We start from the raw sequence: 25,787 nt of genomic DNA, 5'->3' as shown, positions 1-25,787 counted from the left end.
GTAATAGCCGTTACGTGGCTCCGACCGGCATCGATCCGGTGACCTTTCGATTTTCAGTCGAACGCTCTACCAACTGAGCTACAGAGCCCGACGCTCACCTATGGCGACCGCCAGAGACGAAGAAACCCTTCCGAGGAAGGGTTCTTCATCTGGCGACCCTGACGGGACTTGAACCCGCGACCTCCGCCGTGACAGGGCGGCGCGCTAACCAACTGCGCCACAGGGCCATGTGTGTGTATTCAATTGTAGTGTGGTGTTTAGTGACCCCAACGGGATTCGAACCCGTGCTGCCGCCGTGAAAGGGCGGTGTCCTAGGCCGCTAAACGATGGGGCCGAAGCGATTTTCGCGCTTGCTACCGAGATGAAATCTTATGATGAATCTGCTCCCCCGCGCAAATCGGGGCCCGGGAACGAAGTATCCCTGGCGTGTCGCGGCCGTGAACGCCTGAGTATTCGGCCTTTCGGGCGCATCCAAGGCGTGGCAAAGTTGAGGCCAGAGGGGGGCCGCAGCGACGCGGGATCCCCGGAACGGAGTCATCATGGGATCCCATCCGCTCGATTCGCTGAGCGCAGCTGAAATCTCCGCGACGTCGGCCGTGCTTGCCCGCGAGAAGGGCATCGACGGGGGCTGGCGCTACGCCTCGATTATCCTGCAGGAGCCGCCGAAGGAGGCGGTCCTGAAGTGGAAGGACGGGGATCCGTTCGTGCGGCGATCCCTCGCCGTTCTCTGGAACAAGGAGAGCAACGAGGTGTACGAGGGCGTCGTGAACCTCACGGGCGAGACGCTCGAGACGTGGACGCACAAGCCCGGCGTCACCCCGAATTTCACGGTCGACGAGTATCACGACTGCGACGAGACGCTCCGGAAGCACGAGGGCGTGCGCGCCGCACTCGAGAAGCGCGGCATCGATCCCGATCTGGTGCTCTTCGATCTCTGGACCTACGGCTACACGGTCATGCCTCCCGAGTGGCGGGATCGCCGCCTCGGCTGGGTCGACATCTGGGCGCGCGCGACCCCGCAGGGGAATCCGTACGCGCACCCGGTCAGCGGCATGAAAATCATCATCGACGTGAACTCGATGGAGGTGCTCAAGATCGACGAGGCCCACGACCGTGGCCTCCCCGAGGTCGACGCCGAGTACGTGCCAGAGGTGAAGGGGTTCACCGAGCGCACCGATCTGAAGCCGCTCGACATCATCCAGCCCAAGGGCGTCTCCTTCGAACTCGACGGCTCGCTGATTCGCTGGCAGGACTGGGAGTTTCGCCTCGGCTTCAACTACCGCGAGGGGCCCGTCATCTATCAAGTGCGGTTCCGCGACGGCGAGGAGCAGCGCGACATCGCGTACCGCATGTCGCTCGCCGAGATGATCGTGCCGTATCGCGACGCGAGCTTCGACCACTACCGCCGCACCGCCTTCGACATCGGCGAGTGGGGCCTCGGCTACATGTGCACCTCGCTCGAGCTCGGCTGCGACTGCCTCGGCGAGATCACCTACCTCGACGGGATCCTGCCGGACACGAAGGGCGAACCCCAGGTCACGAAGAACGTCATCTGCCTCCATGAGGAGGACGACGCGGTGCTCTGGAAGCACGTGGATCCCGACGCCGGCACCGAGGTGCGGCGCATGCGCCGCTTCGTCGTCTCCGTGCACGCGACCGTCGCGAACTACGAGTACCTGGTCTACTGGCGCTTCTACCCGGACGGCAACATCGAGTGCGAGATCCGCGCGACCGGGATCATGGTGACGACGCCGATGGAGGACGAGGTCGCGACCTTCCCGACGGGCACGGTCGTGGATCGCCGCACCTACGCGCCGTATCACCAGCACTTCCTCGTCGCCCGCCTCGACCTCGACGTCGACGGCGAGGGCAACACGGTGGTCGAGTCCGACTCGCTCCCCGCCCCGATCAGCGACACGAACCCCTACGGGCTCGACCTCCTGACTCACGGCACCGTGATCGAGTCGGAGGCCGAATCGGGCCGCCGCTTCGACTGGGAGCGCCAGCGCGCCTGGAAGGTGCAGAACCCCACCCGCCTGAACGCGTGGGGCGCCCCGACCGCGTACAAGCTCGTTCCGACGGGCTGCTTCCCCGCGATGTTCGACGAGGAATCCCCGATCCTGCGCCGCAATCCCGTGATCGGCAACCAGCTGTGGGTGACGCAGCATCACGACGAGGAGCGGTGGCCCGCCGGCGACTACCCCACGCAGTCGAAGGACGACCTCAGCAACGGCATGACCGCCTGGCTCGCCGACGACGAGCCGCTCGTCGACACCGACGTCGTGCTCTGGTACGTCTTCGGCATCCACCACATCACCCGCACCGAGGACTGGCCCATCATGCCCGTCGACAAGGTCTCGTTCATGCTGAAGCCGTTCGGCTTCTTCGACCGCAATCCGTCGATGGACGCGCCCCGCTCCCCCGCGAAGGGAGGCTCCTGCCACGCCGGTTCGGGATCCGGATCCGACGCCTCCGCATGTTGTCAGGGCGAAGATGGCTGCACCTGCGAACATGGAGGTGACTGACCGGGGCGGGGATGTTGCCCCCTGAGCGAGGAGGGGCGATGACGCGGCGGGATCTCGCGGTCATGGACGCGGAGGCCGTGGCCTTCGCACGGGATCTGATCCGGATCGACAGCACGAACTCGGGGAATCCTGCGACGATCGGCGACGGCGAGACGCGCTGCGCCGAGCTCGTGCGCGGGTGGCTCGCCGAGGGCCCCGGAGGGCCCGAGGGACCCGCGGGGCACGCGGGCTCCTGGTTCGAGCGGCGGCCGGGCCGCGGCAACCTCGTGATCCGGATCCCCGGCACGGAGCCGGATCTGCCCGCTCTGCTCTGCCACGCGCACACCGACGTCGTGCCGGCCGATCCGGCGCAGTGGTCGTTTGACCCGTTTGGCGGGGAGATCATCGACGGCGAGCTGTGCGGGCGCGGCGCCGTCGACATGAAGAACACGGCCGGGATGCTCGTCGCCGCCGTGCGCCAGCTCGGCCGCGAGGGGTGGCGCCCGCGCCGCGACGTCGTGCTCGCGTTCGTCGCAGACGAGGAGGTCGCGGGCGAGGACGGCATGGCGTTCCTCGTCGAGCAGCACCCCGAGGTGTTCGCAGGCGTGAGCGAGGCGATCGGCGAGCTCGGCGGCTTCTCCGTGGAGGGGCCGTGGGGGCGCGAGTACACGATCTGCATCGGCGAGAAGGGGGTCGCGTGGGCGACGCTCCGCGCGACGGGCGCCGAGGGGCACGGCTCCATGATCCCGAACAGGGAAAACGCGGCCGCGCGCCTCGTCGCGGCGCTCGCCCGCATCACGGCGCACGAGTGGCCGATCGAGCTGGGCGAGGCCGCGCTCACGGTGCGGCGAGCGCTCGAGGAGCGGCTCGGCCGCGAGATCGACCTCGCTGACGCCGCGCGCGAGCTCGCGCCGCTCGGCAGCGTCGCCGGGCTCTTCTCGACCGCGTTCGCGACGACCTCCGCGCTCACCCAGGTGCACGCGGGCAGCAAGACGAACACGGTCCCGGGCGAGGCCACGGCGACCGTCGACTGCCGGATCGCGCCGGGCGGCGACGCCGAGTTCATGCGCGTCTTCGCGGAGCTCGTGGGGCCGGACATCGAGGTCACGTGGGAGATCGGGCCGAGCGTCTCGGCGCCGTTCGACGCACCGCTCGTGGCGGACATGACCGCGGCGATCGCGGCGGTCGACCCGGGCACGACGATCCTGCCCTACATGACGAGCGCCGCGACCGACGCGAAGGCCCTGGTCCCGCTCGGGATCCGCTGCTACGGCTTCTCGCCGCTGCGCCTCCCCCGCGGCTACGACTTCCCCGGAATGTTCCACGGGATCGACGAGCGCGTTCCCGTGACCGCGCTGCACGCCGGGGCCCGGATCCTGCGCGAGTTCTTCCTGCGGCAGTAGCGCGGCTGTTTCTTTTCCTTGTTTCTTGTTCCGTTCGACCCGACAGAAAGCGACCCCGAATTGTCCGCTGACCAGCACTCCGAGTTCGCGGCGCGCGAGCGCCACTTCCGCCCCTCGCCCGTCCGCTCCGTGTGGGACGTGCCGAAGGGGCCGGACACGGTGTCGCTCGCGGGCGGCAACCCGGACCTCAGCCTCCTCCCCCTCGCAGACATCGGCGAGATAGCCTCGCGCCTCATCGCCGAGCGGGGCGAGGAGGTGCTGCAGTACGGCGCGGGGGCCGGGATCCTGCCGCTCCGCGAGGAGCTCGCAAAGCTCATGCGGAAGACCGGGATCGAGGCCGATCCCGGCGACATTCTCGTGACCGCCGGATCGCAGCTCGGGCTCGAACTCGTGACGGCCATGTACTGCGACCCCGGCGACGTGATCCTCGCGGAATCGCCGACGTACGTGGGCGCGATCGGGACCTTCGTCGGCCTCGAGGCGGAGGTGCGGCATGTCGCATGCGACGAGGACGGACTCATCCCCGAGGCGCTCTCGGAGGCGATCGCGGCCGCCCGCGCGGAGGGCCGCCGCGTGCGCTTCCTCTACACGATCCCGACCTTCTCGAATCCCTCGGGGCGCACGCTCTCGGCGGAGCGCCGGCCCGTCGTCGCCGAGATCTGCCGCGACGCCGGGGTGGCCGTCGTGGAGGACGACCCCTACGGGCTCATTCGCTACGAGGGCGAACCGATCTCGGCGATCCGCGCCGGCGATCCCGACGTCATATACCTCGGCTCGCTCAGCAAGATCTTCTCGCCCGGGATCCGGATCGGCTGGGTGCTCGCGCCGAAGCACGTGCGCGAGCGGCTGCAGCTCCTCTCGGAGGCGACCGTGATCCACGCCTCCATGCTGAGCCAGTACCTCGCGGTCGAGTACCTGCGCAGCGACTGGGAGCGGGACCTCGACCGCGCGATCGAGCAGTACCGCGCGCGGGCGGAAGCCCTGCTCGCGGCGCTGCCGGGGGCGCTGCCGCCCGGCTCCACCTGGACGGTGCCGCAGGGCGGATACTTCGTGTGGGTCACGCTGCCGGAGGGCTACTCCGCCGACAAACTCTTCGAGCCCGCGGTCTCCGAGGGCCTCATCTTCGTGCCCGGATCAGGCTTTACCGCCGACGGCAGTGGCGGGCGCAGCCTCCGCCTCTCGTTCTCGCTCGAGTCGCCCGAGCGGATCCGCGAGGGCGTGGCGCGGCTCGGCCGCGCAGCCCGCGCGCAGGGCGCAGCGCGGGGGTAGGGGTTGGGGCGCGGCGCGCGCGCCGGGCGCGCCGGCGCCCCTCCCGCCGAGTCGGCCGTAAGGCCCCATTCGCGTCGCCGAGTCGGCCGTAAGGCCCCAATCACGCTCGCGAAAGGGGCTTTACGGCCCACTCGAGCTCGGGATCCGGAGCTCTTCTGAGGGTCCAGACTCAACCTCCCGTGTATCGGCGCGCTGGCGCCCGCGCTCCCACGGGCCCCGCGCGCCGTTCGCCGAGTCGGCCGCAAAGCCCCATTCCCGTCGCCGAGTCGACCGTAAGGTCCCAATCACCCTCGCGAAAGGGGCCTTACGGCCAACTCGAGCTCGGGATCCGGGGCTCTGAGGGTCCACGCCCTGGGCAGCTCCGGATCCGGAACCCGGCGCGCCACGCCCCGGGGCAAGCTCGACCTGGTGCGCACGGGCCGCCGCGCCGAGTCGGCCGTAAAGCCCCATTCCCGTCGCCGAGTCGGCCGTAAGGCCCCAATCACGCTCGTGAAAGGGGCCTTACGGCCGACTCGGCGGGAGCGGGAGAAGGAGCGAGAGCGAGCCCCCACCACCTACCAGTGGCGGGCGCCCTCGGGGCCCGAGTAGTCGGGCCAGGGGAGGTCGATCGGGGCCTCGAAGTCCGCGGGGAGGAGCGCGGGCATCGGGTCGGCGGCGACGCGCTCGTCGAACTCGCGCTGCGCCTCCGCGAGCAGCTCGGGCTTCGTAAGCAGGTCGAGGAACGTGCCCGCGATGGTCTTGCCCGCGGTCTCGATGGTGGGCGCGATCGTGGCGGGGATCCCGCCGAGCGCGTTCATCACCCACGACGGGTAGGGGCCCGCCCCCGGCACGGGCTGCAGCGCCGGGCGCGACACGTAGAAGCGCACGAGGGGCGCGTAGTGCGACATCTCGACGTAGTCGTCGCTCGTCCAGTTGCGCTGCCAGGCCGGCATGTGCTCGCGCAGGCCGCGCTCGGCCTCCTGCGGGGTGATGAGCTGCTCGGTCTCCGCGAGGAAGGGCCGGTCAGAGGGCTCGAGCCCGAGCGAGCGCTGGATCTCCTGCGCGACCTCGATCGCCTCGGCCCCGTAGCGGGGCGCGCCGACCTCCTCGAGGTTCGCGTAGAGCACCGACGACATGGCGTGGTTCGTGCGGCCGGGGCGGCTGCGCGCGACCCAGCGCTCCTCGAGCTCGCAGTGCGCCATCGAGGCCGCTGCCTCGGCGTTGCGGTCGAGCACCTTCAGGATGTGCTCCGCCATCTCGATGTCCGGGGTGCGCCACGAGAACTGCAGGCGGGCGACGCGCTGCGGCAGGTTGTCGGCGGTGGCCTGGCCGTCGCTCAGGATCGCGTCCGAGAAGCTCCAGCCGCCCGTCGCGGGCAGCATCGAGTCGAGCATCGTGCGCGAGGCCGTGTACATCTGCATGAGCGCGACGTTCGCCCCGGGCGCCCGCGCCGCGGAGTGCGACGCCGGGATCGGGGAGTTCGGGTCTGCGCTCGAGATCTGCCACGTCTCCGGGTGGTCGCAGACGAAGGAGTAGACCTTGCTGTAGTAGGCCCCGCACTGGGTGTCCCAGCGCGCCGTGTTGCAGAGCGGCAGCATGTAGAACGGGTGGAAGGAGACGATCGCGTCGGCGTCGTCGTAGTAGCCGCGCAGGCCGTGCACGACCTTCGAGCCGTGCATCTTCTCGGCGGGCTCGCCCGTGTACTTGATCGTGCCCGCGATCCCGTGCTGCTCCATCGCGTGCTTCGCGCCGAGCACGCCGGCGAGCGTCGAGATGCCGAGCACGGAGTGCGGGTCGGTGTGACCGGGGGCGAAGCGCGTGAGGCCCTCGCGCGGCGACTCCGAGGTCGTGGCGGCCTGGCTGTTGCCCGGCACGGCGTCGTACTCGGCGTACGTCAGAAGGGTCGGCCCGGCCGCAGACCCGGATCCGGACCCGGAGCCGGCGGCCGCACCGGCCCCCTCGTTCGTCCAGCTCGCGGCGAACGCCGTCGGCATCCCCGCCGAGCCGTCCTCGACCTCGAAGCCCTCGGCGCGCAGCCGCTCGACGTACCAGCGCTGCGAGCGGTACTCGCGCCACGCGGGCTCGGCGAGCTCCCAGATGGTCGTGTGCCACTCGGTGAGCCGCTCCAGGTTGTCATCGATCCAGTTCTGGGCCGTCTTCTTCGCTTCGGCCGTCAACTGCGTCACGGTTCCTCTTCCCCTTTGAGTTGTTGCTGTGGTTCGTTCGGGATCGCCGCCCCTCGGCGCAGGATCCCGGCCCGCTACGCGGGCCTGTTCACGGGCGAGTCGGGCGTGCCCGTCTCGCGCATGGTGACCGCGTTCTGTGCCTGGATGCGCACGTACTCCGTCTCGGTGCGGCGCGAGAAGTACGCGATGTGCGGCGTCAGCACGACGTCGCTCCGCCCGAGCAGCGGGTGGTCGGCTGGCGGCGGTTCGACCGCGAGCACGTCGAGCGCCGCGCCCGCGAGGTGGCCCGCGTCGAGCGCGGCCGCGAGCGCCGCGTCGTCGATAAGCGCGCCGCGCGACACGTTCACGACGTACGCCCCGGCCGGCATCTCGGCGATGAACTCCGCGTCGACCATGTGCTCGGTCTCGGGCGTGAGTGGGAGGTGCAGCGACAGCACGTTCGCCGCCCGGCGCACCTCCTCGAGGCTCGTGCGCTCGACGCCGAGGGCGGCGAGCCGATCCCGGATTTCCTCGGTGTCGGGCAGCAGCGGGTCGTACCCGACGATGCGCCCGAAGAGCGGTCCGGCGAGCCGGGCGAGCTCCTGCCCGATCTTGCCGAGGCCCACGATCCCGAGCGTCGTCTCGCTGAGCCGGTGCGGCGCGGTCTCCGCGCGCTCGTTCCAGCGCTCGGGCGTGGCCGACGCGAGGTAGAAGTCCAGCTGGCGCACCGCGTAGAGCATGGTCGCGAGCGCGTGGGTCGCGACCTCCTCGGTCGCGGCGCCCGGCACGTTTGTGACGTACACGCCGCGCTCGCTCGCGGCCTCGAGGTCGACGAAGTCGAAGCCCATCGACATGAGCGCGATCAGCCTGAGGTTCGGGAGCGCCTCGATGACCTCGCGCGGGATCGGGGCGTAGCCGAGGAGCAGGACCTCGGCGTCGCGCGCGCCCGCGATGATCTCCGCGGCGTCGCGCGTCTCGAGGATCCTGACCTCGTAGCCCGCGGCCTCCAGCAGCGCGACGCCCGCGGTCACGTCGGTGTCGTCGGTGTCGGTGTAGACGGCGAGGGGCGCCTGCGCGGCGCTCATGCCCGCTCCCCCGCACCCGCGCCGAGCTCGAACGCATCCTGGCGGATGTGGATGAGCTGCAGCCCTCCGTTTGCGACGGCGTCGCGCACGGCCGCGGCGAGCTCGGCCTCCGTCGTCGCCTCGACGCCCGTGCCGCCGAAGGCCGCGGCGAGCGCCGGCCAGTTCGGTTGCACGAGGTCGACGCCGACGGGCGCGATCCCCGCGTCGGCCTCGTTCTGCTTGATCTCCGCGTAGCCGCCGTTGTCGACGACGATCACGGTGACGTCGAGCCGCTGCTCCACGACGGTGATGAACTCCTGCAGCGAGAACATGAGCGCGCCGTCGCCGATCACGACGAAGGAGGGGCGGTCGGGCGCCCCGATGCGGGAGCCGAGCGCGGCGGGCAGGCCGTAGCCGAGCGTCGCGTAGGTCGCCATGTAGGGCGTCGAGTTGGGCTGCTGTGCGACGAGCACGTTGAGGAGGCCCGCGTAGCCGATCTGCGAGGAGTCGGTCGAGACGATGGCGTCCTCGGGCAGCACGCGCGCGATCGCCGAGGCGAGCGCCGTGTTCGAGGGCGACATCTCGGCGGCCTCCGCGAGCGCGGCCTCGACCGATGCGGCGACCCCCGCGGCCGAGTCGAGCGGCTCGTGGTCGGCGTGCGCCGAATCGAGCTCCGCCGCGAGCGCCGCGAGGGCGGCGCGCGAGTCGGCGACGATCCCGAGCGAGACGGCCTGGTTCTTCTGGATCTGCGACTCGAGCAGGTCGACCCGGATCACGTCGCCGCGGGCGTCGAGGCGGTCCACCCAAAGCTCGGCCTCGCCGAGCTTCGAGCCGACGATGAGCAGCACGTCGGCGTCGCGGGCGCGGTTCCGCACGGCCGCGAGGCGCAGGTTCGAGCCGAGCGCGAGGGGGTGGCGCTCGTCGAGCACGCCCTTCGCGTTGAGGGTCGAGACGACGGGGGCGCCGAGCTTCTCCGCGACGGCGCGGAGCTCAGCGGCCGCGTGGCGGGATCCGCCGCCCGCGAGGATCACGGGGTCCTTCGCGGCGACGAGCCGGCGCGCGGCGTCGGCGATCTGGCCGGCGTCGGGCGCGGCCGGGGCCGCGAAGTCGCGGGCCGCGAGCGCGGCCTCGCCGATCTGGGTCTCCTCCTCGAGGAGGTCGAGCGGCACCTCGAGGTAGACGGGGCGCGGGCGACCCGTCGCGAAGAGCTCGAAGGCGTCGTGGATCGCCTCGACGGCCTCCTCGGCCGTCTGCGCGCGGCGGCCCCACTCGACGATTGCGGCTGCCGCGCCGAGCTGGTCCTTCGTCTCGTGCAGGGTGCCAACGTCGGCGAACTCCGCGCCGCGCGACGGGCCGGGCGCGATGATGATCATCGGCCGCGATTCGCAGTACGCGGTGCCCGCGGAGGAGAGCGCGTTCAGGAGGCCAGGTCCGCTCGTCGTGATGACGACGCCCGGCTTCCCGGTCTGCAGCGACCAGCCGTCGGAGCCGTAGCCCGCGCCCTGCTCGTGGCGGGTCGTGACGGGGCGGATCCCGAGCTGGCCGACGGGCCGGTAGAGCTCGAGGTTGTGGGTGCCGGGGATCCCGAACACCGTGTCGATGCCGTAGTTCGCGAGCGTCTCGATGACGACCCAGCCGGTCGTGCGCTTCTCGACGGTCTGCGTGAGCGGCGCTGCTGCAGCGTGTGCCGCTGATTCCTGTGATGACATGACCCTAGTTTCCCTCCGCTGCCGTACCGGCCGCTACGAAGCGGCGCGAGCCGTCGACCCAGGTCTCGAGTACCGGGATCGCGGCGATGTCCTCCCCCGCCACCTCGAGCGGGTTCTGCCCGAGCACGACGAAGTCGGCGCGCTTGCCCGCCGCGAGCGAGCCGAGCTCGGCCTCGCGGCCGATCGACACGGCGCCCTCGAGGGTGTGCGCGCGCAGCGCCTCCGCCGCCGAGATCCGGAGCGAGTCCGGTCCAAGCTTGTGGCCGCGGCGGGTCACGCGCGTGACGGCGGCCTGGATCGCCTCGAGCGGGCGGGGCTCGGCGACGGGCGCGTCGGAGGAGATTGTCATGGGCACGCCCGCGTCGCGGAACTCGCCGAGCGGGTTGAAGCGCTCGCCCGGGGTGCCGATCGCCTGCTCGACGCCCTCGCCCCAGTTGTAGTAGTGCTGGGTCTGGTTGACGGGCCGGATCCCGAGCTCGGCCATGCGGGCGATGTCCTCGGGGGTCGGCAGGCCGCAGTGCTCGATGCGGTGGCGCGCGTCGGCGTCGGGGCGATCCGCGAGCGACTGCTCGATCGCGTCGACGACCATCTTGATCGCGATGGGCGACTGCGCATGCGTCGCGGTCTGGAGGCCCGCGCCGTGCGCCTTCCGCACGAGCTCGGTGTATTCGCGGGGCTCGTGGTAGAGCTGACCCTTTCGGCAGGGATCCCCGAGGTAGCCGTCGGGGAAGTAGGCGGTCCAGCCGCCGAGCGTGCCGTCGGCGTAGAGCTTGATGCCCGCGGCCGAGAGGAACGCGTTGCCGAACGGCCCCGTGAAGCCGAGGTCGATCACCTGGTCGAGCAGGTGCGACAGGAAGTACATGGAGACGCGCATCTCGAGCGCGCCGCGATCCGCCATCGCGAGGTAGGCGGCGAACTCGCGCTGCGAGACCTGCGCGTCGCCGATCGCGGTGACGCCGCCCGCGAGGAACTCGCGCTGCACGAGATCCATCTGGCGCTGGTGCTCGGCCGGCTCGTCGCCGAGGTGGAAGTTCGGGCCGTGGTGGCCGATCTTCACGCCGTGCAGGCCCGTGAGCACGTTGCACGCCGCGTCCGAGAGCTCGCCCGTGAGCTCCCCGTCCGCGTCGCGGAAGAACTCGCCGCCCTCGGGGTTCGGGGTGTCCTTCGTGACGCCGTACTTCTCGAGCGTGAAGGTGTTGACGACGCCGCCGTGGCCGGAGGCGTTCATGATGTAGACCTCGCGGTCGTCGGCGATCTGGTCGAGCTCGTGGCGGTTCGGATGGCGCTGCTCGGCGAGGTTGCGCTGCTCATAGCCGAAGCCGCGCACGGGGACGCCGGCGGGCAGCTTCTTCGCGCCCTCGCGCATCCGCTCGACGATGTCGGGGATCGAGTCGACGTTCGCCGGGGTGAGATCCACCCACGTGAGGAGCTGCCCGTACATGAGCGGGTGCGCGTGGGCGTCGATGAAGCCGGGGACGATCGTCTCCCCCGGGTAGTCGGCGCGCTCCGGGTCGAGGCCGGCGGCGGTGGCCGCGGCCTCGACCTCGGAGAGCGATCCGACGGCAAGGATCCTCCCGCCAGCAGTCAGCATCGCTTCTGCGGTGGGTCGCTCGTCGTCGACGGTCAGGATCGCGCCTGCCGTGACGATGGTGGGCGCCGAGTCGCGGGCGTCGTAGGTGGCGAGAGAACGCATGTTACTTTCCTTCGGTGTCGATGGCGGTGGTGTCGAGACGGGCGTTGAAGGAGCCCGTCACCGGCGCCATGTCGGAGTGCTGCGGGGAGAGCGCCGTCGAGACCCACGCGATGAGCGCGAGCACCGCGTAGAGGCCGACGACGGACCAGATGCTGCCGGTCGCGAGCATGAGCGCGGAGGCGATCACGGGCGAGAGGCCGCCGAAGATCGCGGCGCCGGTGCCGTAGGACAGCGACATCGAGGTGTAGCGCGACTGCGGGCGGAACATCTGCGCCATGAGCGCCGACAGCGGGGCCCAGGTGCCGCTCATCGCGATGCGTATCGCCGAGACGAGGACGTAGATCCAGAACACGCTGTGCGCCTCGATCGCGAGCACGAGCGGGATCACGAGCACGAAGGAGGATCCGATACCGATGTACATCAGGACCTTCGGGCCGATCTTGTCGCCCACCCAGGCGAGCGGGAGCGTGACGACGGCCTCGAGGAACGAGGCGATCGTCATGGCGCCGAGGATGATCGACGCGGCGAGCGCCACCTCGGGCCCGGTCGCGTAGCTCTGCACGAAGGCCGTGGCGAGGTAGTAGCCGCCCGAGGCGATCGCGACCATGCCGATGCCGAGGATGATCGGGTACCAGTTGTTCTTGAGCGCGAAGAGGATCGGGGTGGACTGCTGGTGGCCCTCGACCTTGCCCTCGAAGACCGGGGTCTCCTCAACGCTGTAGCGCACCCACAGGCCGACTCCGATGAGCACGACGCTGAAGAGGAACGGGATCCGCCAGCCCCAGGTCAGGAGCACATCGTCGCCCATGAGCGCGAGCACCCAGAACGCACCGGTCGCGAGGAGCGCGCCGAGCGGGTTGCCGACCTGCGTGAAGCCGCCGTAGAAGGTCTTGAACTTCGGCGGGGCGCTCTCGACGGCCATGAGGCTCGCGCCGCCCCACTCGCCGCCGACCGCGAGGCCCTGGCAGACGCGGAGGAGGATGAGCAGGATCGGGGCCATGATGCCGATGGTGTCGTAGGTGGGGAGGCAGCCGACGAGGGTGGTCGCGATGCCCATGAGGAGCAGCGTGATCGTGAGCGCGGGCTTGCGGCCGAGCTTGTCGCCGATGTGGCCGAAGATGATGCCGCCGAGGGGGCGCACGAAGAATGCGACCGCGTAGGTGGCGAACGAGGCGAGCGTGCCCATCGCGGGATCGGCCTCGGGGAAGAACACGTGCGGGAACACGATCGCGGCCGCCGTCGCGTAGACGTAGAAGTCGTACCACTCGACGGTGGTGCCGACCATGGCCGCGAAGCCGGCTTTCATGGCTCGCCGGTGGTTGAATACCGGGGCCTTGGCGGCAGAGGTTGACATGGAAGCTCCTTTGCTTGGGAGGTGTGGCACGACGGACATGCCAACTGCGCCCGACTCTAGTTCGAAGCTGTGAATTGCGCTACGCCGATCAGCGATGGAAAGCCGCCCTCAACAACCGATCTGCGCTCCAGCGAGAGAGAATCGTCAAAATTCATGGAACTATCACGACTCGTGTAGCCGAATTGCGTGCGCTCACCGGCATTCGGGCGTATCTTGGTGAGGGGAATTTTCCTGGGAACGCCGACGGGTTCCCAGCTGCCGGACAGGCCGGGACAGAAGCGGAGGCGGGTTGATCGCGAGAAAGAGTGGCGCGGAGGTGCAGCGGCATGCGGGCCGCGAGGTCGACCTCGACGAGCTCGACGAGTGGCTGATCCGCGAGCTCCGCACGGACGGCAGGGCGAGCTTCCAGGACCTCGCGACCCGGCTCGGGGTCTCGCGCGACCTTGCCTCGCAGCGCTACCGCACGCTCGTCGAGCGCGACGGCCTGCGGGTCGTCGCTGCGCTCGACCCGAGCTACGCCGGCCACCACGTGCTCGTGCACGCGATGGTCGAGGTCGAGGGCCCCGTGGCGCCCGTCGCCCACCGGATCGCCGAGCTGCCCGACACGGTGCTCGTGTCGCTGACGAGCGGCCCGCACCCCCTCGTATTCGAGTCGCGGCATGGAAGCGAGGAGCAACTCCAGGACATGCTCGAGCGGGTACGTGCCTTTCCCGGGGTACGGCGCGTCCGGGTCACGACCTACGTCGGAATCCTGAAGGGTTTCTTCGTCGCGACGAAGCGGGCGGAGGTGACGCTCGACGCCCTCGACACCGCGCTCATCTCGCAGCTGCAGCGCGACGGCCGCAAGTCGTACAAGGCGCTTGCGGACACCGTGCACCTCTCCCCCTCGTCGGTGCGGGCGCGCGTGAAGCGGCTCGTCGACGCCGGCGTGATCCGGATCTCGACGATCACCTCGGGCAAGCTCTCCCGCACGCGGATCGCGGTCGGGCTCGGGATCACCGCGCGCGGAGGCGGCAGCTCAGCGATCGGCGACGCCCTCTTCGCGTGCGAGAACGTGGACTTCGCGGTGCGCGCGCACGGCAACTTCGACTACATCGGTACGCTCTTCGGCGGCACCTCGGCGCAGATGCTCGCCGCGCTCGAGGAGCTGCGCGCGCTGCCAGAGGTCGGCATGATCGAGACCTGGACGCACTACGACATCATCAAGGAGAGCTACGAGCGCGCGAGCGGCGGGACGATCGAGCAGCCGGAGTGACGCAGGCGGGGCGCCTAGCCTCCGAGCGCGCGGTGGACGCGGCTCAGCGAGATGTTCTCGTGCACGAGCACGCCGGAGCTCGTGCGCTGCTCGAAGTGGTAGCCCATCTTGCCCTGGCAGAGCATCCCGATGAGGTACGGCTCGGCCGCATTCCACATGATCCACGTGGGCTGGCCGGCCGCATTACGGCCGAGGAATGTGATTTCGATGTCGCGGCCGCCGATGCGCTGCACGCTCGGCGCCAACGTCTCGCGCGAAAGGGCGACATCGCCATTTCCCGACTGCTGCAACTTACTCATAGCTCGATCCTAGCGAACGGAACGCCGAGAGGAACAGCGAAAACGCGGCGGCCGCGAGGATCCTCCCCCGCGGCCGCTGTGAAGACGCCTAGTCCGTGTACTCGATCTCCAGATCAGACACGTCCTGATCGGTCAGATTCACGACGATGTTGTCGGGATTGCGCGTCGTGAGCCAGATGAGCTCCTTCGAGTTGCTCGCGTTGCCCTCGATGTGCGGCACGAAGGGCGGCACGTAGACGAAGTCGCCCTCCTCGAAATACATGATCTCGTCGTAGCGCTCGCCGAAGCGGATGTACCCGCGGCCCTGCAGCACGTAGCCGCCGGTCTCGGCCTCGCCGTGGTGGTGCGGGTCGGAGTGCTCGCCGACGCCCGTATGGACGCGACCGAACCAGAGGCCGACGACGTCGGTGTTCTCGACCGCGACGCCGGAGTAGCGGCGCGCCTTCGAGGTCTGGCCCGGGGCCAGCGGGAGCTCGTTCTTCTTCTGAATGCTGATGCGCTTGAACGGGCGGCCCTTCGGATCCAGCTCTTCGGTCATGGGTGAGTCCTTTCTGTCGGCTCCGCAGGGTCGTCCGCGAGAAGGCTCACGCGGCATCGGGGAGGTTGCGTCCGAATTTACCCTGGAGAGAAAGGGTGCCCCGCTATTTCCGCATAGCGGGAAAAGGCGCCGGATCAGAACGCCAGCATGCCCTCGATCCGTCCGGCGGCGTCCCGCAGCTCGCCCAGCAGCTGCTCCTCGCGCTCGCTCAGCGCCTCGCCTTTCGGGGCCGGGCCCATGCGGGACAGCGGCGCCGCGATCGTGAGGCTACTGATCGTCGCGCCGCTCGGCCGGCGCACGGGCACGGCAAGGGCGTACATGTCGGGCTCCGACTCCCCCAGGTTGCGGGCGAAACCCAGCTCACGGACGGATTCAAGCTCTGCGGCGAGCGCCTCGTGATCCCCGATCGAGGCCTCCGTCGGCGTCGCGAGGGGATCCCGCATGAAGACCTCGGCGAGCTGCTCCGGATCGAGCGCGGCGAGCAGCACCTTGCCGCCGGCCGCGGTGTGCGCCGGCGGCCCCTGGCCCACGCGACTCGTCACCCGGACGAGGCGGTGCGACTCGACGGATGCCGCGAAGAGGCACCGCGTGCCCCGCAGCACCGTGAGGTGCACCGTCTCCTGCGTCGAGCGCTGCAGCGCGTGCATGACCGGACCGCCCACCGCCACGCAGTGCTCGAGCGCGCTGACCGCCGAGGTGTAGAGCATCGCCGGGCCGAGCTCGTAGCGCTTGCCCTCCGGCTCCTGGCGCACGAAGCGCTGCTCCCGGAGCGTCGCGACGAGGCGGTAGGCGGTCGAGGCGCCGACCCCGATCTCGGCCGCGATGTCCGAGAGCCTGAGCGGGCCGCGTGCTCGCAGGAGGTGGATCACTTGGAGCGCGTTCGTCACCGAGTTGAGTGTTCCAGACACTTCGATCCCGTTCCCGCTCAGCGCCGGAGCGTCTCTGTGGGCGACTCCGCGAATCGCCTCCGGTACTCGGTCGAGAAGCGACCGAGGTGGGTGAATCCGGCCTGCTGCGCTATGCCCGTGACGGTCTCCCGCTGCGGATCCGCGGCCTCGAGCAGGATCCTAGCCCTTCTGAGCTGGGCTTCTCGCAGCATCGCGGTCGGGGTCGTGCCCTTCGCCGCCCGCACGTGGCTCTGCAGCGTGCGCAGCGGCACCCCCAGTCGCTCGGCGATCTGCAGCACCGTGAGCCCCTCGGCGGCGCCGGAATCGACGGCCTCCTCGAAGCGGCGCACGAGGGCGTCCGTGCGCGGCGGGCGCGAGGCCTCGCCGCTCGTCCAGCCGCCGAGCGAGCGGCTCACGGAGTTGTCCACCGCGTTGAGCAGCCGCGCGAGCACGAGGTCGGCGCTCAGCCGCCTCGCGTAGGGGCTGTCGGCCGTGACCCGTTCGAGCACGTCGTGGTGCTCGAGGAGCGCGCGCAAAAAGTCCTGGCCGGCCTGCGTATCGAGCTGCATGTGGAGGCCGAGCTGGAGCCGCTCGGCCTCAACGCCGTAGACCGCCTGCACGACATTCCGCAGGCGCTCCCGCTCGACGAAGCAGATGAGGGTCGGCACGCCGGCGTCCCAGCGCATCGAGAACTCGCGCTCGATCGGGGGCACGGTCGCGACGCTCGGCGAGGACTCGACGAGCGCGTTGCCGACCTGCAGGGTCGCGCGGCCCTTCAGCGGAATCTGCACGAGGTGGAAGTGCTCGAGGCCCTTGCCGACGTCGATCTGCACGGCGCCGCCGTAGTCGAGGAGGTCGATCCCGACCCCCGAGTCGTGGGCGGATCGCAGCGACATCTCGACTCCGCCACTCGCGAGCGGGGCCAGGCGGTGGTCGCAGAACAGCTTGGAGATCGTCTCGTGCGCCTCGTCGACCTCGCTGGCGCGCGTCGTATCGCGCGAGACGAGGAGCTCGTTCGCGCGTGGAAGCCCTGAAACCGCACGTGGTGCCATCGCCGTCCTCCCGCCTTCGTTGGCGCTTGACGCATTTCGGATAGGGTCCGCGCGATTTGGATAGCCGCGCGCGGGCAGCCCCGGTTTGCTTGAGGGTAAGCATACCCACCCCGCATCCGTGGCTCCACGGGCGGGAGTTCAACGAAGAACGGGAGGTCCCTGAATGCCCTCACTCACCGGGAAGGTCGCGCTCGTCACGGGCGGCGCGACAAAGATTGGCCGCGGCGTCGCCGAGGTGCTGCGCGACGAAGGCGCGACCGTCGTCGTCGCCGACATCGACTCGGCCGGGCTCGACGCGCTGCCGGCCGACCTCGATCCGCAGCTCGTCGACATCGCCGACGACGGCCAGGTCGCGACCCTCATCGCCGGGATCGTCGACCGCCACGGCGGCCTCGACGTCGTCGTGAACCTCGCGGCCACCTACCTCGACAACGGCGCGGAGACCTCGCGCGAGGACTGGCTCACGGGGCTGAACGTGAACCTCGTGAGCGCGGCGCGGGTCGCCGAGCTCGCGCGGCCCCACCTCGCGAAGAGCGGGAAGGGCGCGATCGTGAACTTCGCCTCCATCTCCTCCTCCGCGGCGCAGACGGGCCGCTGGGTCTACCCCGTGAGCAAGGCCGCGATCGTGCAGCTCACCCGCCTCCAGGCGATCGACTACGCGGGCGACGGGATCCGCGCCAACTCGGTGAGCCCCGGCTGGACCTGGTCGAACGTGATCGAAGGGGTGTCCGAGGGCAACCTCGAGCACGCCGACTCGGTCGCGGCGAAGTTCCACATGCTCGGGCGGCTCGGCCGCCCCGAGGAGGTCGGCCGCGTCGTCGCCTTCCTCGCCTCGGACGCCGCGAGCTTTGTGACGGCGGCCGACTACGCGGTCGACGGCGGCTACGCGTCGCTCGGCCCCGAGGGCCGCGAGCCCGCGATCCCGCTCCTCGCGCCCTGATCGGCGCACGCATCACGCGCCACGCTTCACACGCAGTATTTTCCGCTCAACCCGCCCCGAAGGGACACACCATGACTCAGCGCCACATCACCATCGTCGGTGCCGGCCAGTCCGGCCTCCAGCTCGGCCTCGGCCTGCTCATGCACGGCTACCAGGTCCGCCTCATCTCCGATCGCACGCCCGACCAGATCCACGCCGGCCGCGTCGCATCGAGCCAGTGCATGTTCTCGAAGGCGCTCGAGTACGAGCGCGCCGTCGGCGTCGACCTCTGGCCCGACGCGCCGCCCGTCCAGGGCATCGGCTTCACGGTGCCGCACCCCGAGCAGCCGGGCGAGAAGCTCTTCAGCTGGGCCGGTCAGCTCGACGCCCCCGCCTACGCGATCGACCAGCGCATCAAGTTCCCCGCGCTCATCGAGCTCTTCGAGCAGCAGGGCGGCGAGGTCGTGTACGAGGAGGCCGACATCGCCGCGCTCGAGCGCTACACGCTCGACTCGGAGCTCGTGATCGTGGCGGCAGGCAAGGGCGAGATCGCCCGCGGCTTCGAGCGCGACGCCGAGCGCAGCACCTTCGCCGAGCCGCAGCGTGCGCTCGCCCTCACCTATCTGCACGGCTTCGAGCCCTCGCCCGACTTCTCGCGCGTGAGCTTCAACCTCGTCCCCGGGGTCGGCGAGTTCTTCGTCTTCCCGTCGCTCACGATCAGCGGCGACTGCCACATCCTCGTGTTCGAAGGTGTGCCCGGCGGCCCCATGGACCGCTGGCAGGGACTCACCCCGCAGGAGCACCTCGAGACCTCGCTCGACATCCTGCAGACCTTCATGCCGTGGGAGGCGGATCGCGCCAAGAACGTCGAGCTGACCGACGAGCTCGGCGTGCTGCAGGGCCGCTTCGCGCCGACCGTGCGCCACCCGGTCCTCCAGCTCCCCTCCGGCCGCACCGTGCTCGGCATGGCCGACGTCGTGGTGCTCAACGACCCGATCACCGGGCAGGGCTCGAACAACGCCTCCAAGTGCGCGCAGACCTACCTCGACGCGATCCTGGATCACGAGAATCTGCCGTTCGACCGGGCCTTCCAGCAGAACGCCTTCGAGCGCTACTGGGCCCGGATCAAGCCCGTCGCCGATTGGACGAACGCGCTCCTCATGCCGCCGCCCCCGCACGTGCTGCAGCTGCTCGCCGCAGGCGCGCAGTACCCGGAGCTCGCCCACCGCTTCGCGAACGGCTTCACCGATCCGGTCGACTTCGGCGACTACTTCCTGAACCCCGAGGGCTCCGAGCGCTACCTCGCCGAGCTCGCAGCCAAGGCGGTCCCGCAGGCCGCCTGAACGTGACGATTGACGAGGAGGTCAACCATGTCGCACGCAACATCCACCATCTCCGCGCCGAGCGGCCTCGCGCCGAGCTGCGCCACATCCCAGGAGGGCAGCACCGTGGGAACCGACATCGTGCCCCAGGAGTTCGACCCGCGTGACCTGCGCAATGCCTTCAGCCAGTTCGCCACTGGCGTGACCGTCGTCACGACCGTGACGCCGGACGGCGAGCGCATTGGGGTCACCGCGAACTCCTTCACCTCGCTCTCGATGGACCCGCCGCTCGTGCTGTGGTGCCCCGGGCGGCACCTCAAGAGCCTGCCGGCGTTCGAGCAGGCGACCCACTTCGCGATCAACGTGCTCGCGAGCGACCAGCACCACCTCTCGGGCAAGTTCGCGCGGGGCTCGAGCGACAAGTTCGACGGCGTCGCCGTGCGCGAGGGCGTCGCGGGGATCCCGGTCCTCGAGGGCACACTCGCGACCTTCGAGTGCCGCACCGTGGCCCGCCACGAGGCGGGCGACCACGTGATCTACGTCGGCGAGGTGCAGCGCTACGCGCACGCCGCGGCAGATCCGCTCGTCTTCCACGGCGGCAGCTACCACGCCACGAGGGCGCACGACGCGGACGCCTCATGACGGCCGTCGTCATCGGGAGCGGGATCAACGGCCTCGTCGCGGCGGCCGAGCTCGCCCGCGGCGGCGTCGAGACCGTGCTCCTCGAGCGGTCGGACCGGATCGGCGGCTTCATCGCCGCCGATCCGGAGCTGACCGCGCCGGGGTTCCTGCACGACACCTACTCGTCGTGGCACCCGCTCTTCGTGTCGAGCGCCGCCTTCGGTGAGCTCGGGTCAGAGCTCGCCGCGCGCGGCCTCGAGTACAGCAACAGCGACGGCGCGGTGACCGCGAGCACGGCTGACGTCGCCGGCGAGCGGCGCACCGTGATCGCGTATCGGGATCCGGAGCAGACCGCTCGCGGCTTCGCGTCGCCAGCGGATACCGATGCCTACCTGCAGATGCTCGCCGATTTCGGGCCGCGCGCCCCGTTCATCTTCGGGGCGCTCGGCGCCGAGCTCGGCTCGACGAAGGCGCTCGGCAAGCTCGGCTGGGGCGCGTTCCGCGCGCTCAAGGCCGACGGGCTCGAGTCGCTCGCGCGCGACTCGCTGACGAGCGCGCGCAGCTTCCTGCGGCGGAAATTCGACGGCTGGGAGGTCGACGAGCTGTGGACGCCGTGGGGCCTGCACTCGGGTCTCGGGCCCGACCACGCGACGGGCGGCATGATGATCCCGGTCTTCGCGGCCGCGATGCACCAGTTCGGTTTGCCGGTCGTGACGGGCGGGGTCGCGAACTTCCTCACCGCCTTCGAGCGGCTGCTGCGGGACTCGGGCGTCGAGATCCACACGGGCGAGGAGGCCGAGGAGATCGTCATCGCCGACGGGAGGGTCGCGGGCGTGCGCACCTCGGCTGGCTTCATCGGCGCGGACACCGTGCTCGCGAGCGTGTCGCCCTCCGCGCTCTACGACGGGCTGCTCGCGGCCGCGCCCGGCCTCGCGGGCCAGCGCGCCGGGGCAGCGAGCTACCGGCCGGGGCGCGCGGCGATGCAGCTGCACTTCGCGCTCGACCGCCCGCTGCAGTGGGAGGATCCCGCGCTCGGCGAGGTGCCGCTCGTGCACCTGAGCGACGGATCCGGCAGCACCGGGATCGCCTGCGCGCAGGCGGAGGCGGGGCTCCTCCCCTCCTCCCCTACGGTCGTCGTCGGCCAGCAGAGCATGCTCGACCCGAGCCGCGCCCCAGAGGGCAAGGCGACGCTGTGGCTGCAGCTGCAGGAGGTCCCGTTCGCCCCGATCGGGGATTCCGCCTCCGAGATCGACGTGAGCGGCGGCTGGGAGTCGGCCTCGCTGCGGGAGCGCTACGTCGACCGCGTGCTCGACCGGGTCGAGCGCTTCGCGCCCGGCACGCGCTCGACGATCCTGGGTAGCAAGGTGATCGCGCCGACGGATCTGCTCGCGGCGAACCCGAACGCGATCTCGGGCGACCCGTACGGCGGCTCGGCGGAGCTCGACCAGAACCTGCGCTGGCGCCCCTACCCCGGGGCGGCGAGCCACGCGACGCCCGTGCGCGGCGTCTGGCACATCGGCGCGGCAACGCACCCCGGCCCGGGCCTCGGCGCCGGATCCGGCCACATCGTGGCCCAGCGCATCCTCGCCGCGTCCCCCGCCGCCGGCGGTAGGTGGTTGTTAGCGATTTCGGGGCTTCCGCGTCCCGCGAAGCCCCGAAATCGCTAACAACACACAGGCCCGGGCCCAAATGGGCCCGGGCCTGATGCGTGCGGGGAGAGTGCGTGCGCGGGGCGGTTGTTAGCGATTTCGGTTCGTATGACGCGTTATACGAACCGAAATCGCTAACAACGAGCCCTCGGGAGCCTCAGAGCTCCTTCAGCGCGGCGACAAGCGCCTCAATGTCGCTCTGCGAGGAGTACGCGTGGAGCGAGAGCCGCAAGCGGGACCCGCGCGGCGACGTGCCGATCCGGAACCCGGCGAGCTTGGCAGCCAGCGCATCGGGGTCAGACATGACGATCGCTACCTCAGGACCGCGGCACGCCGGCTCCTCGGGGTAGTCGAGCTTGTAACCGAGCGCAGTGAGTTCTTCAGCGAGCTGCTCACGGAGCCTCTCGATGTGGGGCCAGCACGCGTCGAGATCTATCTGTGCGAGTACTTCGTAACCGGCTACCCCGGCATAGGCCGAAGGAATCGCGTAAGTACCCGTTTCGAATCGCCGCGCAGTATCCGGGTAGTCGACCAGCGCCGGATCGAACTCAAACGGATCCACCCGCCCAAACCAGCCCGTCAGCACCGCATCGCGCTCGGCCTTCTCCGGGTGCCGGACATAGAGCGAGGCGATGCCAGGGAGGCCAAGCAAGTACTTAAGATTCCCCGTGACCAGGAAGTCGCAGTTCAGCTCGTCGACGGTGAATGGCACGACGCCCGCCCCTTGGTAGGCATCGACAAACACGAGTGCTCCCACCGAGTGCGCGTGCTCGATCACCCGCGCAATCTCGGGACGCGTTCCGTTGATGTAACTCACGAGCGGGATCGAGACGAGCTTGGTGCGCTCGTCGATGCGTGCGATCCAGTTGTCAGCGAGCAGTGCATCGCTGATCCCCTCGACATTGACGATCTCGATCCCATCTCGCTGTGCACGCCACACGTTGCCGACCGACGGGAACTCGAGGTCGGAGGTGACGAGCTTGTTCCGCTCACCAGACCAGTCGAGCGACGAAACCACCTGGAAGGCCCCCTCGCTCGCGCACGACAACACAGCGATCTGGCGGTCGGTGCATCCGAGGAAGGCTGCGCTCATCGAGCGATACTGCTCGACGACCCCGACCCAGACATCCCACGGCGCCTGGCTGCCAATAAGTGATGCAGTCATCCGCTGCATGGTGTGGGCCAGATGATCAGATAGCGCTCCCTGACTGCAGCTGGCAAAGTGCGGGGCCTCGTCCAGAACGGCAAACTGGTTGCGGAACTGCTCCGGTGTCAGCGGCGCGGGCTTCGGCGCTTGGTGAGTCATGTACTCCTCGATTCTGTGGTGCGGGAAATGGAAAGCTAGGCGCGCTGCGCTGGTGCGGGCGGTGAGGAAACCGCCTCGCCGGGAATGAGGTGAGAATCCGGATCCGGATCCGGATCCGGAACGATGTCCTCAACCCGCTTCACCGGCTCACCGTTCACCGACTCAAAGCGGCGTCCCCATCCCGTGACGATCGAGAAGATCATGACGAGCGTCAGAACGATCGGATAGAAGGCGACGGCGGAAGCGGCGACGGGAGAGATCACTGGCATGTTGTCGTAGCCGCCCGTGAGCTGGTTGATGATGAAGAGGAATGCGCTGAATGAGGGCACGATCGCCGCGAAACCCATCGCAAAGCACTCCATCACGTTGGCGCGGCGATACGGGTGCAGTTTCGCCGTCGCCCCGATCTCGTCGGCGATGACCGAGAACGGAACGAGCGACGGACCCACCACACCCGCGAAGATGGCGGTGGTGATGCTCTGCCCGATCGCAATCGCAGATTCGGCACCCCGCGGCCCCCTCGCCCACTTGCTCCGGGTGAGCGCTCCGATAATCACGTCAAAGACCCCGGCAGCGCGCACGACGCCGATCATGCCGAACACGGCGATTGACAGACAGATGAGCGGAAGCATGCCGTTGACACCGTCGAACAGGAAGCCGCTCGGGGCTCCCTCCTTCACGTACATGATGTCCTTCGGCGTGAGCAGGCCGAAAACGAGCGCCACGATCGTGCCCGAGATCACGCCGACGGTAATGGCGAGATAGAGGTTGCGCTTCCAGAACGCCACGACGATGAGGGCGACAATGGGAATTAGCATCACAAGTCCGAGCGGAGAATAGCCTCCGGAGTCTACTGGGCCGCCGTGCGCGGGCGGCGCGACAGCGTTGCCGATCAACAGGAAGAGCAAGAAGCAGATGGCGGCGGTTGTGAGCGAGTACTTTGCTCGGCTACCGACCACTCCAGCAACCTCTGCACTCCCCTCTCGACGGCGATAGCGCTGCGTTGCAGCCGAAATAACAGTCGTGTCCGAGATCGGGGCAAGATTGTCGCCAAACATTGCACCGGAGAAGATCGCACCCGCGAGCAGCAGCGCATCAGCACCGACTGCATCCCCAGCCGGGTAGAAGATTGGGAAGGCAGTAAACATCGTGCCGAGCGACGTCCCTGTCGAGATCGACATTGCACACGCGGCAAGGAACACGATCGCGATGAATAGCCCGCCCGTCACATGCAGTTCCGCCGCGAGCCAAACGAATCCCTCCGAGACGCCAGTCGATTCGAGCAGCGCGGAGAGCGGACCGACCGTGAACAGGATCATTACGACGGTCATGGCGATCGGGTTTGCCAGGCCTTCAATGACGCTATCCCAGTAGCGTCGGTACTCCTTTGCGAAGACACCGGCGATGATGATGCCGACGATGCCTGCGGTCGTGAGCGCCGACATATCGAAGGCCTTGAACACGACAAAGTACATGGTCGCGCCTACGAGGAAGAGGATCGGAGCGATGAACGCTCCGAACATTCCTACTCGGAACTTCAGTGGGGTGGTGGTGTCCACGTTGACGCCGCCTTTCTGAGTGGTCTTGCCGGGGGGGGGTGCGAGCTAGCGCGGAAGGAGAAAGAGCTTGCGGCCGATCCGGCTTTCGAATCGGTAGTACCTGTCGGCGCGCTCACCGTTCACGGTGGTGCGCGCTCGGTTCATCATCTGGACCAGAGTGTCGAGAGAGGGAACTTCGCCAAGGATCGTGATTGGGAACTGCAGCGATCCGGGCTGTCCGACGAGGAAGTAGTCGTCATCGAAAGAGTGCAGCAGTTCAAAGCCTAGGGCGGCCCAGTCGTCGAGAAGATGCTGGAGGGTCGGAAGCGCTATTGACGTTCGTTCTTCGTCACTGGCCTCGTACCAGGAATCCCTGCACGCTGCGAGGATCATGACGCGGTGCGGGGGCTCGGCGCTCGGCTTAACGAACATGGTGAAACTCTCCTCATTGAAAGTAGACTCAAGCGAAAACACGGGACCGGGTTCTGGCTTCGGCGAGCGATTGTCACACTTCGCTCATCTCCGTAAATTAAGTGTATTGAAATTTTCTTTAATCACAACACCTTTTTTGGCGTGCGACGATGAGGACGATGTATGAGCTCACCCCTGTGCGTGCGGCAACTCCGGCAGGCGAAGGGCATGAAGGCGAACGAGCTCGCGGCGGCAGCCGGCATCTCTGCGCCGATGCTCAGCCAGGTCGAGCGAGGCCTCGTCGATCCCAGCCTGGAAACGCTCCGCCAGATCGCGCGAGTCCTCGACGTTCCGTTGTTCGAGCTGTTTGTCACGGCGGTCGATCGCGAACAGCTGCACATCACCCGGTCCGGGAAGGAAATCACGCTCACGACGCCGTCCGGCGACATGAGTTACCGCCGCAAGTCCACCGTGGGGAAGCACCTTGAGGTCCTAGAGGGGACGCTGCAGCCCGGGGGCAGCTCCCGAGACTCGGCCTGGAGCCACGAGGCGGAGGAATGCGTGGTCGTGACCAGGGGCAACCTTGTCATCGAGACCGATCGCGATCGCTACGAACTCGCCGAGGGCGACAGTTGCCACTTCGACTCGCGGATCCCCCATCGCTTCATCAATGATTCCGCGAGCCCGACCGAGTTCATCATCTCCGTCACCCCTCCGAGCCACTGACCCCTCCCGCCAGCGGTTGTTAGCGATTTCGGGGCTTCCGCGTCCCGCGAAGCCCCGAAATCGCTAACTACACACAGGCCCGGGCCCAATTGGGCCCGGGCCTGATGCGTGCGCAGGAGGGTGT

General features: G+C 69.1%; 21 protein-coding genes and 3 tRNA genes. 9 read left to right on the top strand and 15 right to left on the bottom strand.

What is annotated here, in order from left to right:
- Positions 1-15 precede the first annotated feature (15 nt).
- The 3 genes from ACOPJ3_RS05375 to ACOPJ3_RS05365 all read right to left on the bottom strand — a co-directional run bounded on the left by ACOPJ3_RS05375 (position 16) and on the right by ACOPJ3_RS05365 (position 334).
- Positions 16-88 (bottom strand) — tRNA-Phe (locus ACOPJ3_RS05375).
- Between the two features lie 62 nt (positions 89-150).
- Positions 151-227: transfer RNA gene (locus tag ACOPJ3_RS05370), tRNA-Asp, on the bottom strand.
- Between the two features lie 34 nt (positions 228-261).
- Positions 262-334, bottom strand: a tRNA-Glu gene (locus ACOPJ3_RS05365).
- A gap of 205 nt (positions 335-539) precedes the next feature.
- On the opposite strand from ACOPJ3_RS05365, the gene ACOPJ3_RS05360 reads away from it, so the two are divergent.
- The 3 genes from ACOPJ3_RS05360 to ACOPJ3_RS05350 are packed head-to-tail and all read left to right on the top strand — an operon-like array spanning position 540 to position 5,176.
- Positions 540-2,525, top strand: coding sequence for a primary-amine oxidase (locus ACOPJ3_RS05360; RefSeq protein ID WP_427870806.1), 1,986 nt, complete (start codon positions 540-542; stop codon positions 2,523-2,525).
- Positions 2,526-2,563: 38 nt separating this feature from the next.
- Complete coding sequence (locus ACOPJ3_RS05355; RefSeq protein ID WP_427870805.1) at positions 2,564-3,907, top strand: M20/M25/M40 family metallo-hydrolase; 1,344 nt, start codon at positions 2,564-2,566, stop codon at positions 3,905-3,907.
- A 60-nt stretch (positions 3,908-3,967) separates the two neighbouring features.
- Entirely contained in the window at positions 3,968-5,176 is a 1,209-nt protein-coding gene (locus ACOPJ3_RS05350; RefSeq protein ID WP_427870804.1) for a PLP-dependent aminotransferase family protein, read from the top strand.
- 554 nt (positions 5,177-5,730) lie between these two features.
- On the opposite strand, the gene ACOPJ3_RS05345 is transcribed toward ACOPJ3_RS05350, so the two are convergent.
- From ACOPJ3_RS05345 to ACOPJ3_RS05325, 5 genes are all read right to left on the bottom strand, one after another.
- Positions 5,731-7,341 carry an amidohydrolase gene (locus tag ACOPJ3_RS05345; RefSeq protein ID WP_427870803.1) on the bottom strand — a complete coding sequence of 537 codons (1,611 nt, stop codon included), beginning with the start codon at positions 7,339-7,341 and terminating at the stop codon, positions 5,731-5,733.
- A gap of 74 nt (positions 7,342-7,415) precedes the next feature.
- Positions 7,416-8,405 (bottom strand): C-terminal binding protein, encoded by a 990-nt coding sequence (locus tag ACOPJ3_RS05340; protein WP_427870802.1) that lies wholly within the window; start codon positions 8,403-8,405, stop codon positions 7,416-7,418.
- Positions 8,402-10,093, bottom strand: a complete 1,692-nt coding sequence (locus ACOPJ3_RS05335) for a thiamine pyrophosphate-binding protein (protein WP_427870801.1) — start codon at positions 10,091-10,093, stop codon at positions 8,402-8,404. The genes ACOPJ3_RS05340 and ACOPJ3_RS05335 overlap by 4 nt, the downstream gene beginning before the upstream one ends.
- 4 nt (positions 10,094-10,097) lie before the next feature.
- Complete coding sequence (locus ACOPJ3_RS05330; protein WP_427870800.1) at positions 10,098-11,786, bottom strand: amidohydrolase; 1,689 nt, start codon at positions 11,784-11,786, stop codon at positions 10,098-10,100.
- A 1-nt stretch (position 11,787) separates the two neighbouring features.
- Positions 11,788-13,140: an MFS transporter gene (locus ACOPJ3_RS05325; RefSeq protein WP_427870799.1), complete on the bottom strand. Its 1,353-nt coding sequence runs from the start codon at positions 13,138-13,140 to the stop codon at positions 11,788-11,790.
- A gap of 289 nt (positions 13,141-13,429) precedes the next feature.
- Here ACOPJ3_RS05325 and ACOPJ3_RS05320 point away from each other — a divergent pair, with 289 nt between their 5' ends.
- Positions 13,430-14,395, top strand: coding sequence for an Lrp/AsnC family transcriptional regulator (locus ACOPJ3_RS05320; RefSeq protein ID WP_427870798.1), 966 nt, complete (start codon positions 13,430-13,432; stop codon positions 14,393-14,395).
- 14 nt (positions 14,396-14,409) lie between these two features.
- Here the strand turns inward: ACOPJ3_RS05320 and ACOPJ3_RS05315 are convergent, their stop codons facing one another.
- The 4 genes from ACOPJ3_RS05315 to ACOPJ3_RS05300 form a co-directional block, all read right to left on the bottom strand.
- Entirely contained in the window at positions 14,410-14,694 is a 285-nt protein-coding gene (locus tag ACOPJ3_RS05315) for a hypothetical protein (RefSeq protein WP_427870797.1), read from the bottom strand.
- Positions 14,695-14,782: 88 nt separating this feature from the next.
- Positions 14,783-15,232 (bottom strand): cupin domain-containing protein, encoded by a 450-nt coding sequence (locus tag ACOPJ3_RS05310; protein WP_427870796.1) that lies wholly within the window; start codon positions 15,230-15,232, stop codon positions 14,783-14,785.
- Positions 15,233-15,366: 134 nt separating this feature from the next.
- Positions 15,367-16,119, bottom strand: coding sequence for an IclR family transcriptional regulator (locus tag ACOPJ3_RS05305; RefSeq protein WP_427870795.1), 753 nt, complete (start codon positions 16,117-16,119; stop codon positions 15,367-15,369).
- 38 nt (positions 16,120-16,157) lie between these two features.
- Positions 16,158-17,171 carry an AraC family transcriptional regulator gene (locus tag ACOPJ3_RS05300; protein ID WP_427870794.1) on the bottom strand — a complete coding sequence of 338 codons (1,014 nt, stop codon included), beginning with the start codon at positions 17,169-17,171 and terminating at the stop codon, positions 16,158-16,160.
- Between the two features lie 163 nt (positions 17,172-17,334).
- Between ACOPJ3_RS05300 and ACOPJ3_RS05295 the strand changes: the two genes are divergently transcribed.
- The 4 genes from ACOPJ3_RS05295 (at position 17,335) to ACOPJ3_RS05280 (ending at position 21,700) form a co-directional block, all read left to right on the top strand.
- A complete protein-coding gene (locus ACOPJ3_RS05295) occupies positions 17,335-18,111 on the top strand; it encodes an SDR family oxidoreductase (RefSeq protein WP_427870793.1) in 777 nt (258 codons plus the stop codon).
- A gap of 71 nt (positions 18,112-18,182) precedes the next feature.
- Positions 18,183-19,433: a styrene monooxygenase/indole monooxygenase family protein gene (locus ACOPJ3_RS05290; protein ID WP_427870792.1), complete on the top strand. Its 1,251-nt coding sequence runs from the start codon at positions 18,183-18,185 to the stop codon at positions 19,431-19,433.
- A gap of 27 nt (positions 19,434-19,460) precedes the next feature.
- Entirely contained in the window at positions 19,461-20,054 is a 594-nt protein-coding gene (locus tag ACOPJ3_RS05285; protein ID WP_427870791.1) for a flavin reductase family protein, read from the top strand.
- On the top strand, positions 20,051-21,700 hold the full coding sequence (locus ACOPJ3_RS05280) for a phytoene desaturase family protein (RefSeq protein WP_427870790.1): 1,650 nt from the start codon (positions 20,051-20,053) through the stop codon (positions 21,698-21,700). Before ACOPJ3_RS05285 ends, ACOPJ3_RS05280 begins: the two co-directional genes overlap by 4 nt.
- A 139-nt stretch (positions 21,701-21,839) precedes the next feature.
- Here the strand turns inward: ACOPJ3_RS05280 and ACOPJ3_RS05275 are convergent, their stop codons facing one another.
- From ACOPJ3_RS05275 to ACOPJ3_RS05265, 3 genes are read right to left on the bottom strand one after another with little or no spacing between them, the layout of a single operon-like run.
- Positions 21,840-22,988 (bottom strand): aminotransferase class V-fold PLP-dependent enzyme, encoded by a 1,149-nt coding sequence (locus tag ACOPJ3_RS05275; protein ID WP_427870789.1) that lies wholly within the window; start codon positions 22,986-22,988, stop codon positions 21,840-21,842.
- Positions 22,989-23,023: 35 nt separating this feature from the next.
- The gene (locus ACOPJ3_RS05270; protein ID WP_427870788.1) at positions 23,024-24,547 is read right to left on the bottom strand and encodes a Na+/H+ antiporter NhaC family protein; all 1,524 of its coding nucleotides are present in this window, start codon (positions 24,545-24,547) and stop codon (positions 23,024-23,026) included.
- A 45-nt stretch (positions 24,548-24,592) separates the two neighbouring features.
- Positions 24,593-24,958 carry a hypothetical protein gene (locus tag ACOPJ3_RS05265; RefSeq protein WP_427870787.1) on the bottom strand — a complete coding sequence of 122 codons (366 nt, stop codon included), beginning with the start codon at positions 24,956-24,958 and terminating at the stop codon, positions 24,593-24,595.
- 162 nt (positions 24,959-25,120) lie between these two features.
- On the opposite strand from ACOPJ3_RS05265, the gene ACOPJ3_RS05260 reads away from it, so the two are divergent.
- The gene (locus ACOPJ3_RS05260; protein WP_427870786.1) at positions 25,121-25,663 is read left to right on the top strand and encodes a helix-turn-helix domain-containing protein; all 543 of its coding nucleotides are present in this window, start codon (positions 25,121-25,123) and stop codon (positions 25,661-25,663) included.
- Positions 25,664-25,787: the final 124 nt, after the last annotated feature.

Source organism: Leucobacter luti (assembly GCF_050310065.1).
Taxonomy (GTDB): domain Bacteria; phylum Actinomycetota; class Actinomycetes; order Actinomycetales; family Microbacteriaceae; genus Leucobacter; species Leucobacter luti_B.
This window is presented reverse-complemented; position numbering and strand designations above follow the sequence as displayed.

Excerpts from the sequence above, each read along its gene's own strand:
- ACOPJ3_RS05360 (WP_427870806.1), top strand. The coding sequence starts at position 540 with ATGGGATCCCATCCGCTCGATTCGCTGAGCGCAGCTGAAATCTCCGCG.
- ACOPJ3_RS05355 (WP_427870805.1), top strand. The coding sequence starts at position 2,564 with ATGACGCGGCGGGATCTCGCGGTCATGGACGCGGAGGCCGTGGCCTTC.
- ACOPJ3_RS05340 (WP_427870802.1), bottom strand. The coding sequence starts at position 8,405 with ATGAGCGCCGCGCAGGCGCCCCTCGCCGTCTACACCGACACCGACGAC.
- ACOPJ3_RS05335 (WP_427870801.1), bottom strand. The coding sequence starts at position 10,093 with ATGTCATCACAGGAATCAGCGGCACACGCTGCAGCAGCGCCGCTCACG.
- ACOPJ3_RS05330 (WP_427870800.1), bottom strand. The coding sequence starts at position 11,786 with ATGCGTTCTCTCGCCACCTACGACGCCCGCGACTCGGCGCCCACCATC.
- ACOPJ3_RS05325 (WP_427870799.1), bottom strand. The coding sequence starts at position 13,140 with ATGTCAACCTCTGCCGCCAAGGCCCCGGTATTCAACCACCGGCGAGCC.
- ACOPJ3_RS05315 (WP_427870797.1), bottom strand. The coding sequence starts at position 14,694 with ATGAGTAAGTTGCAGCAGTCGGGAAATGGCGATGTCGCCCTTTCGCGC.
- ACOPJ3_RS05310 (WP_427870796.1), bottom strand. The coding sequence starts at position 15,232 with ATGACCGAAGAGCTGGATCCGAAGGGCCGCCCGTTCAAGCGCATCAGC.
- ACOPJ3_RS05300 (WP_427870794.1), bottom strand. The coding sequence starts at position 17,171 with ATGGCACCACGTGCGGTTTCAGGGCTTCCACGCGCGAACGAGCTCCTC.
- ACOPJ3_RS05295 (WP_427870793.1), top strand. The coding sequence starts at position 17,335 with ATGCCCTCACTCACCGGGAAGGTCGCGCTCGTCACGGGCGGCGCGACA.
- ACOPJ3_RS05290 (WP_427870792.1), top strand. The coding sequence starts at position 18,183 with ATGACTCAGCGCCACATCACCATCGTCGGTGCCGGCCAGTCCGGCCTC.
- ACOPJ3_RS05285 (WP_427870791.1), top strand. The coding sequence starts at position 19,461 with ATGTCGCACGCAACATCCACCATCTCCGCGCCGAGCGGCCTCGCGCCG.
- ACOPJ3_RS05280 (WP_427870790.1), top strand. The coding sequence starts at position 20,051 with ATGACGGCCGTCGTCATCGGGAGCGGGATCAACGGCCTCGTCGCGGCG.
- ACOPJ3_RS05275 (WP_427870789.1), bottom strand. The coding sequence starts at position 22,988 with ATGACTCACCAAGCGCCGAAGCCCGCGCCGCTGACACCGGAGCAGTTC.
- ACOPJ3_RS05265 (WP_427870787.1), bottom strand. The coding sequence starts at position 24,958 with ATGTTCGTTAAGCCGAGCGCCGAGCCCCCGCACCGCGTCATGATCCTC.
- ACOPJ3_RS05260 (WP_427870786.1), top strand. The coding sequence starts at position 25,121 with ATGAGCTCACCCCTGTGCGTGCGGCAACTCCGGCAGGCGAAGGGCATG.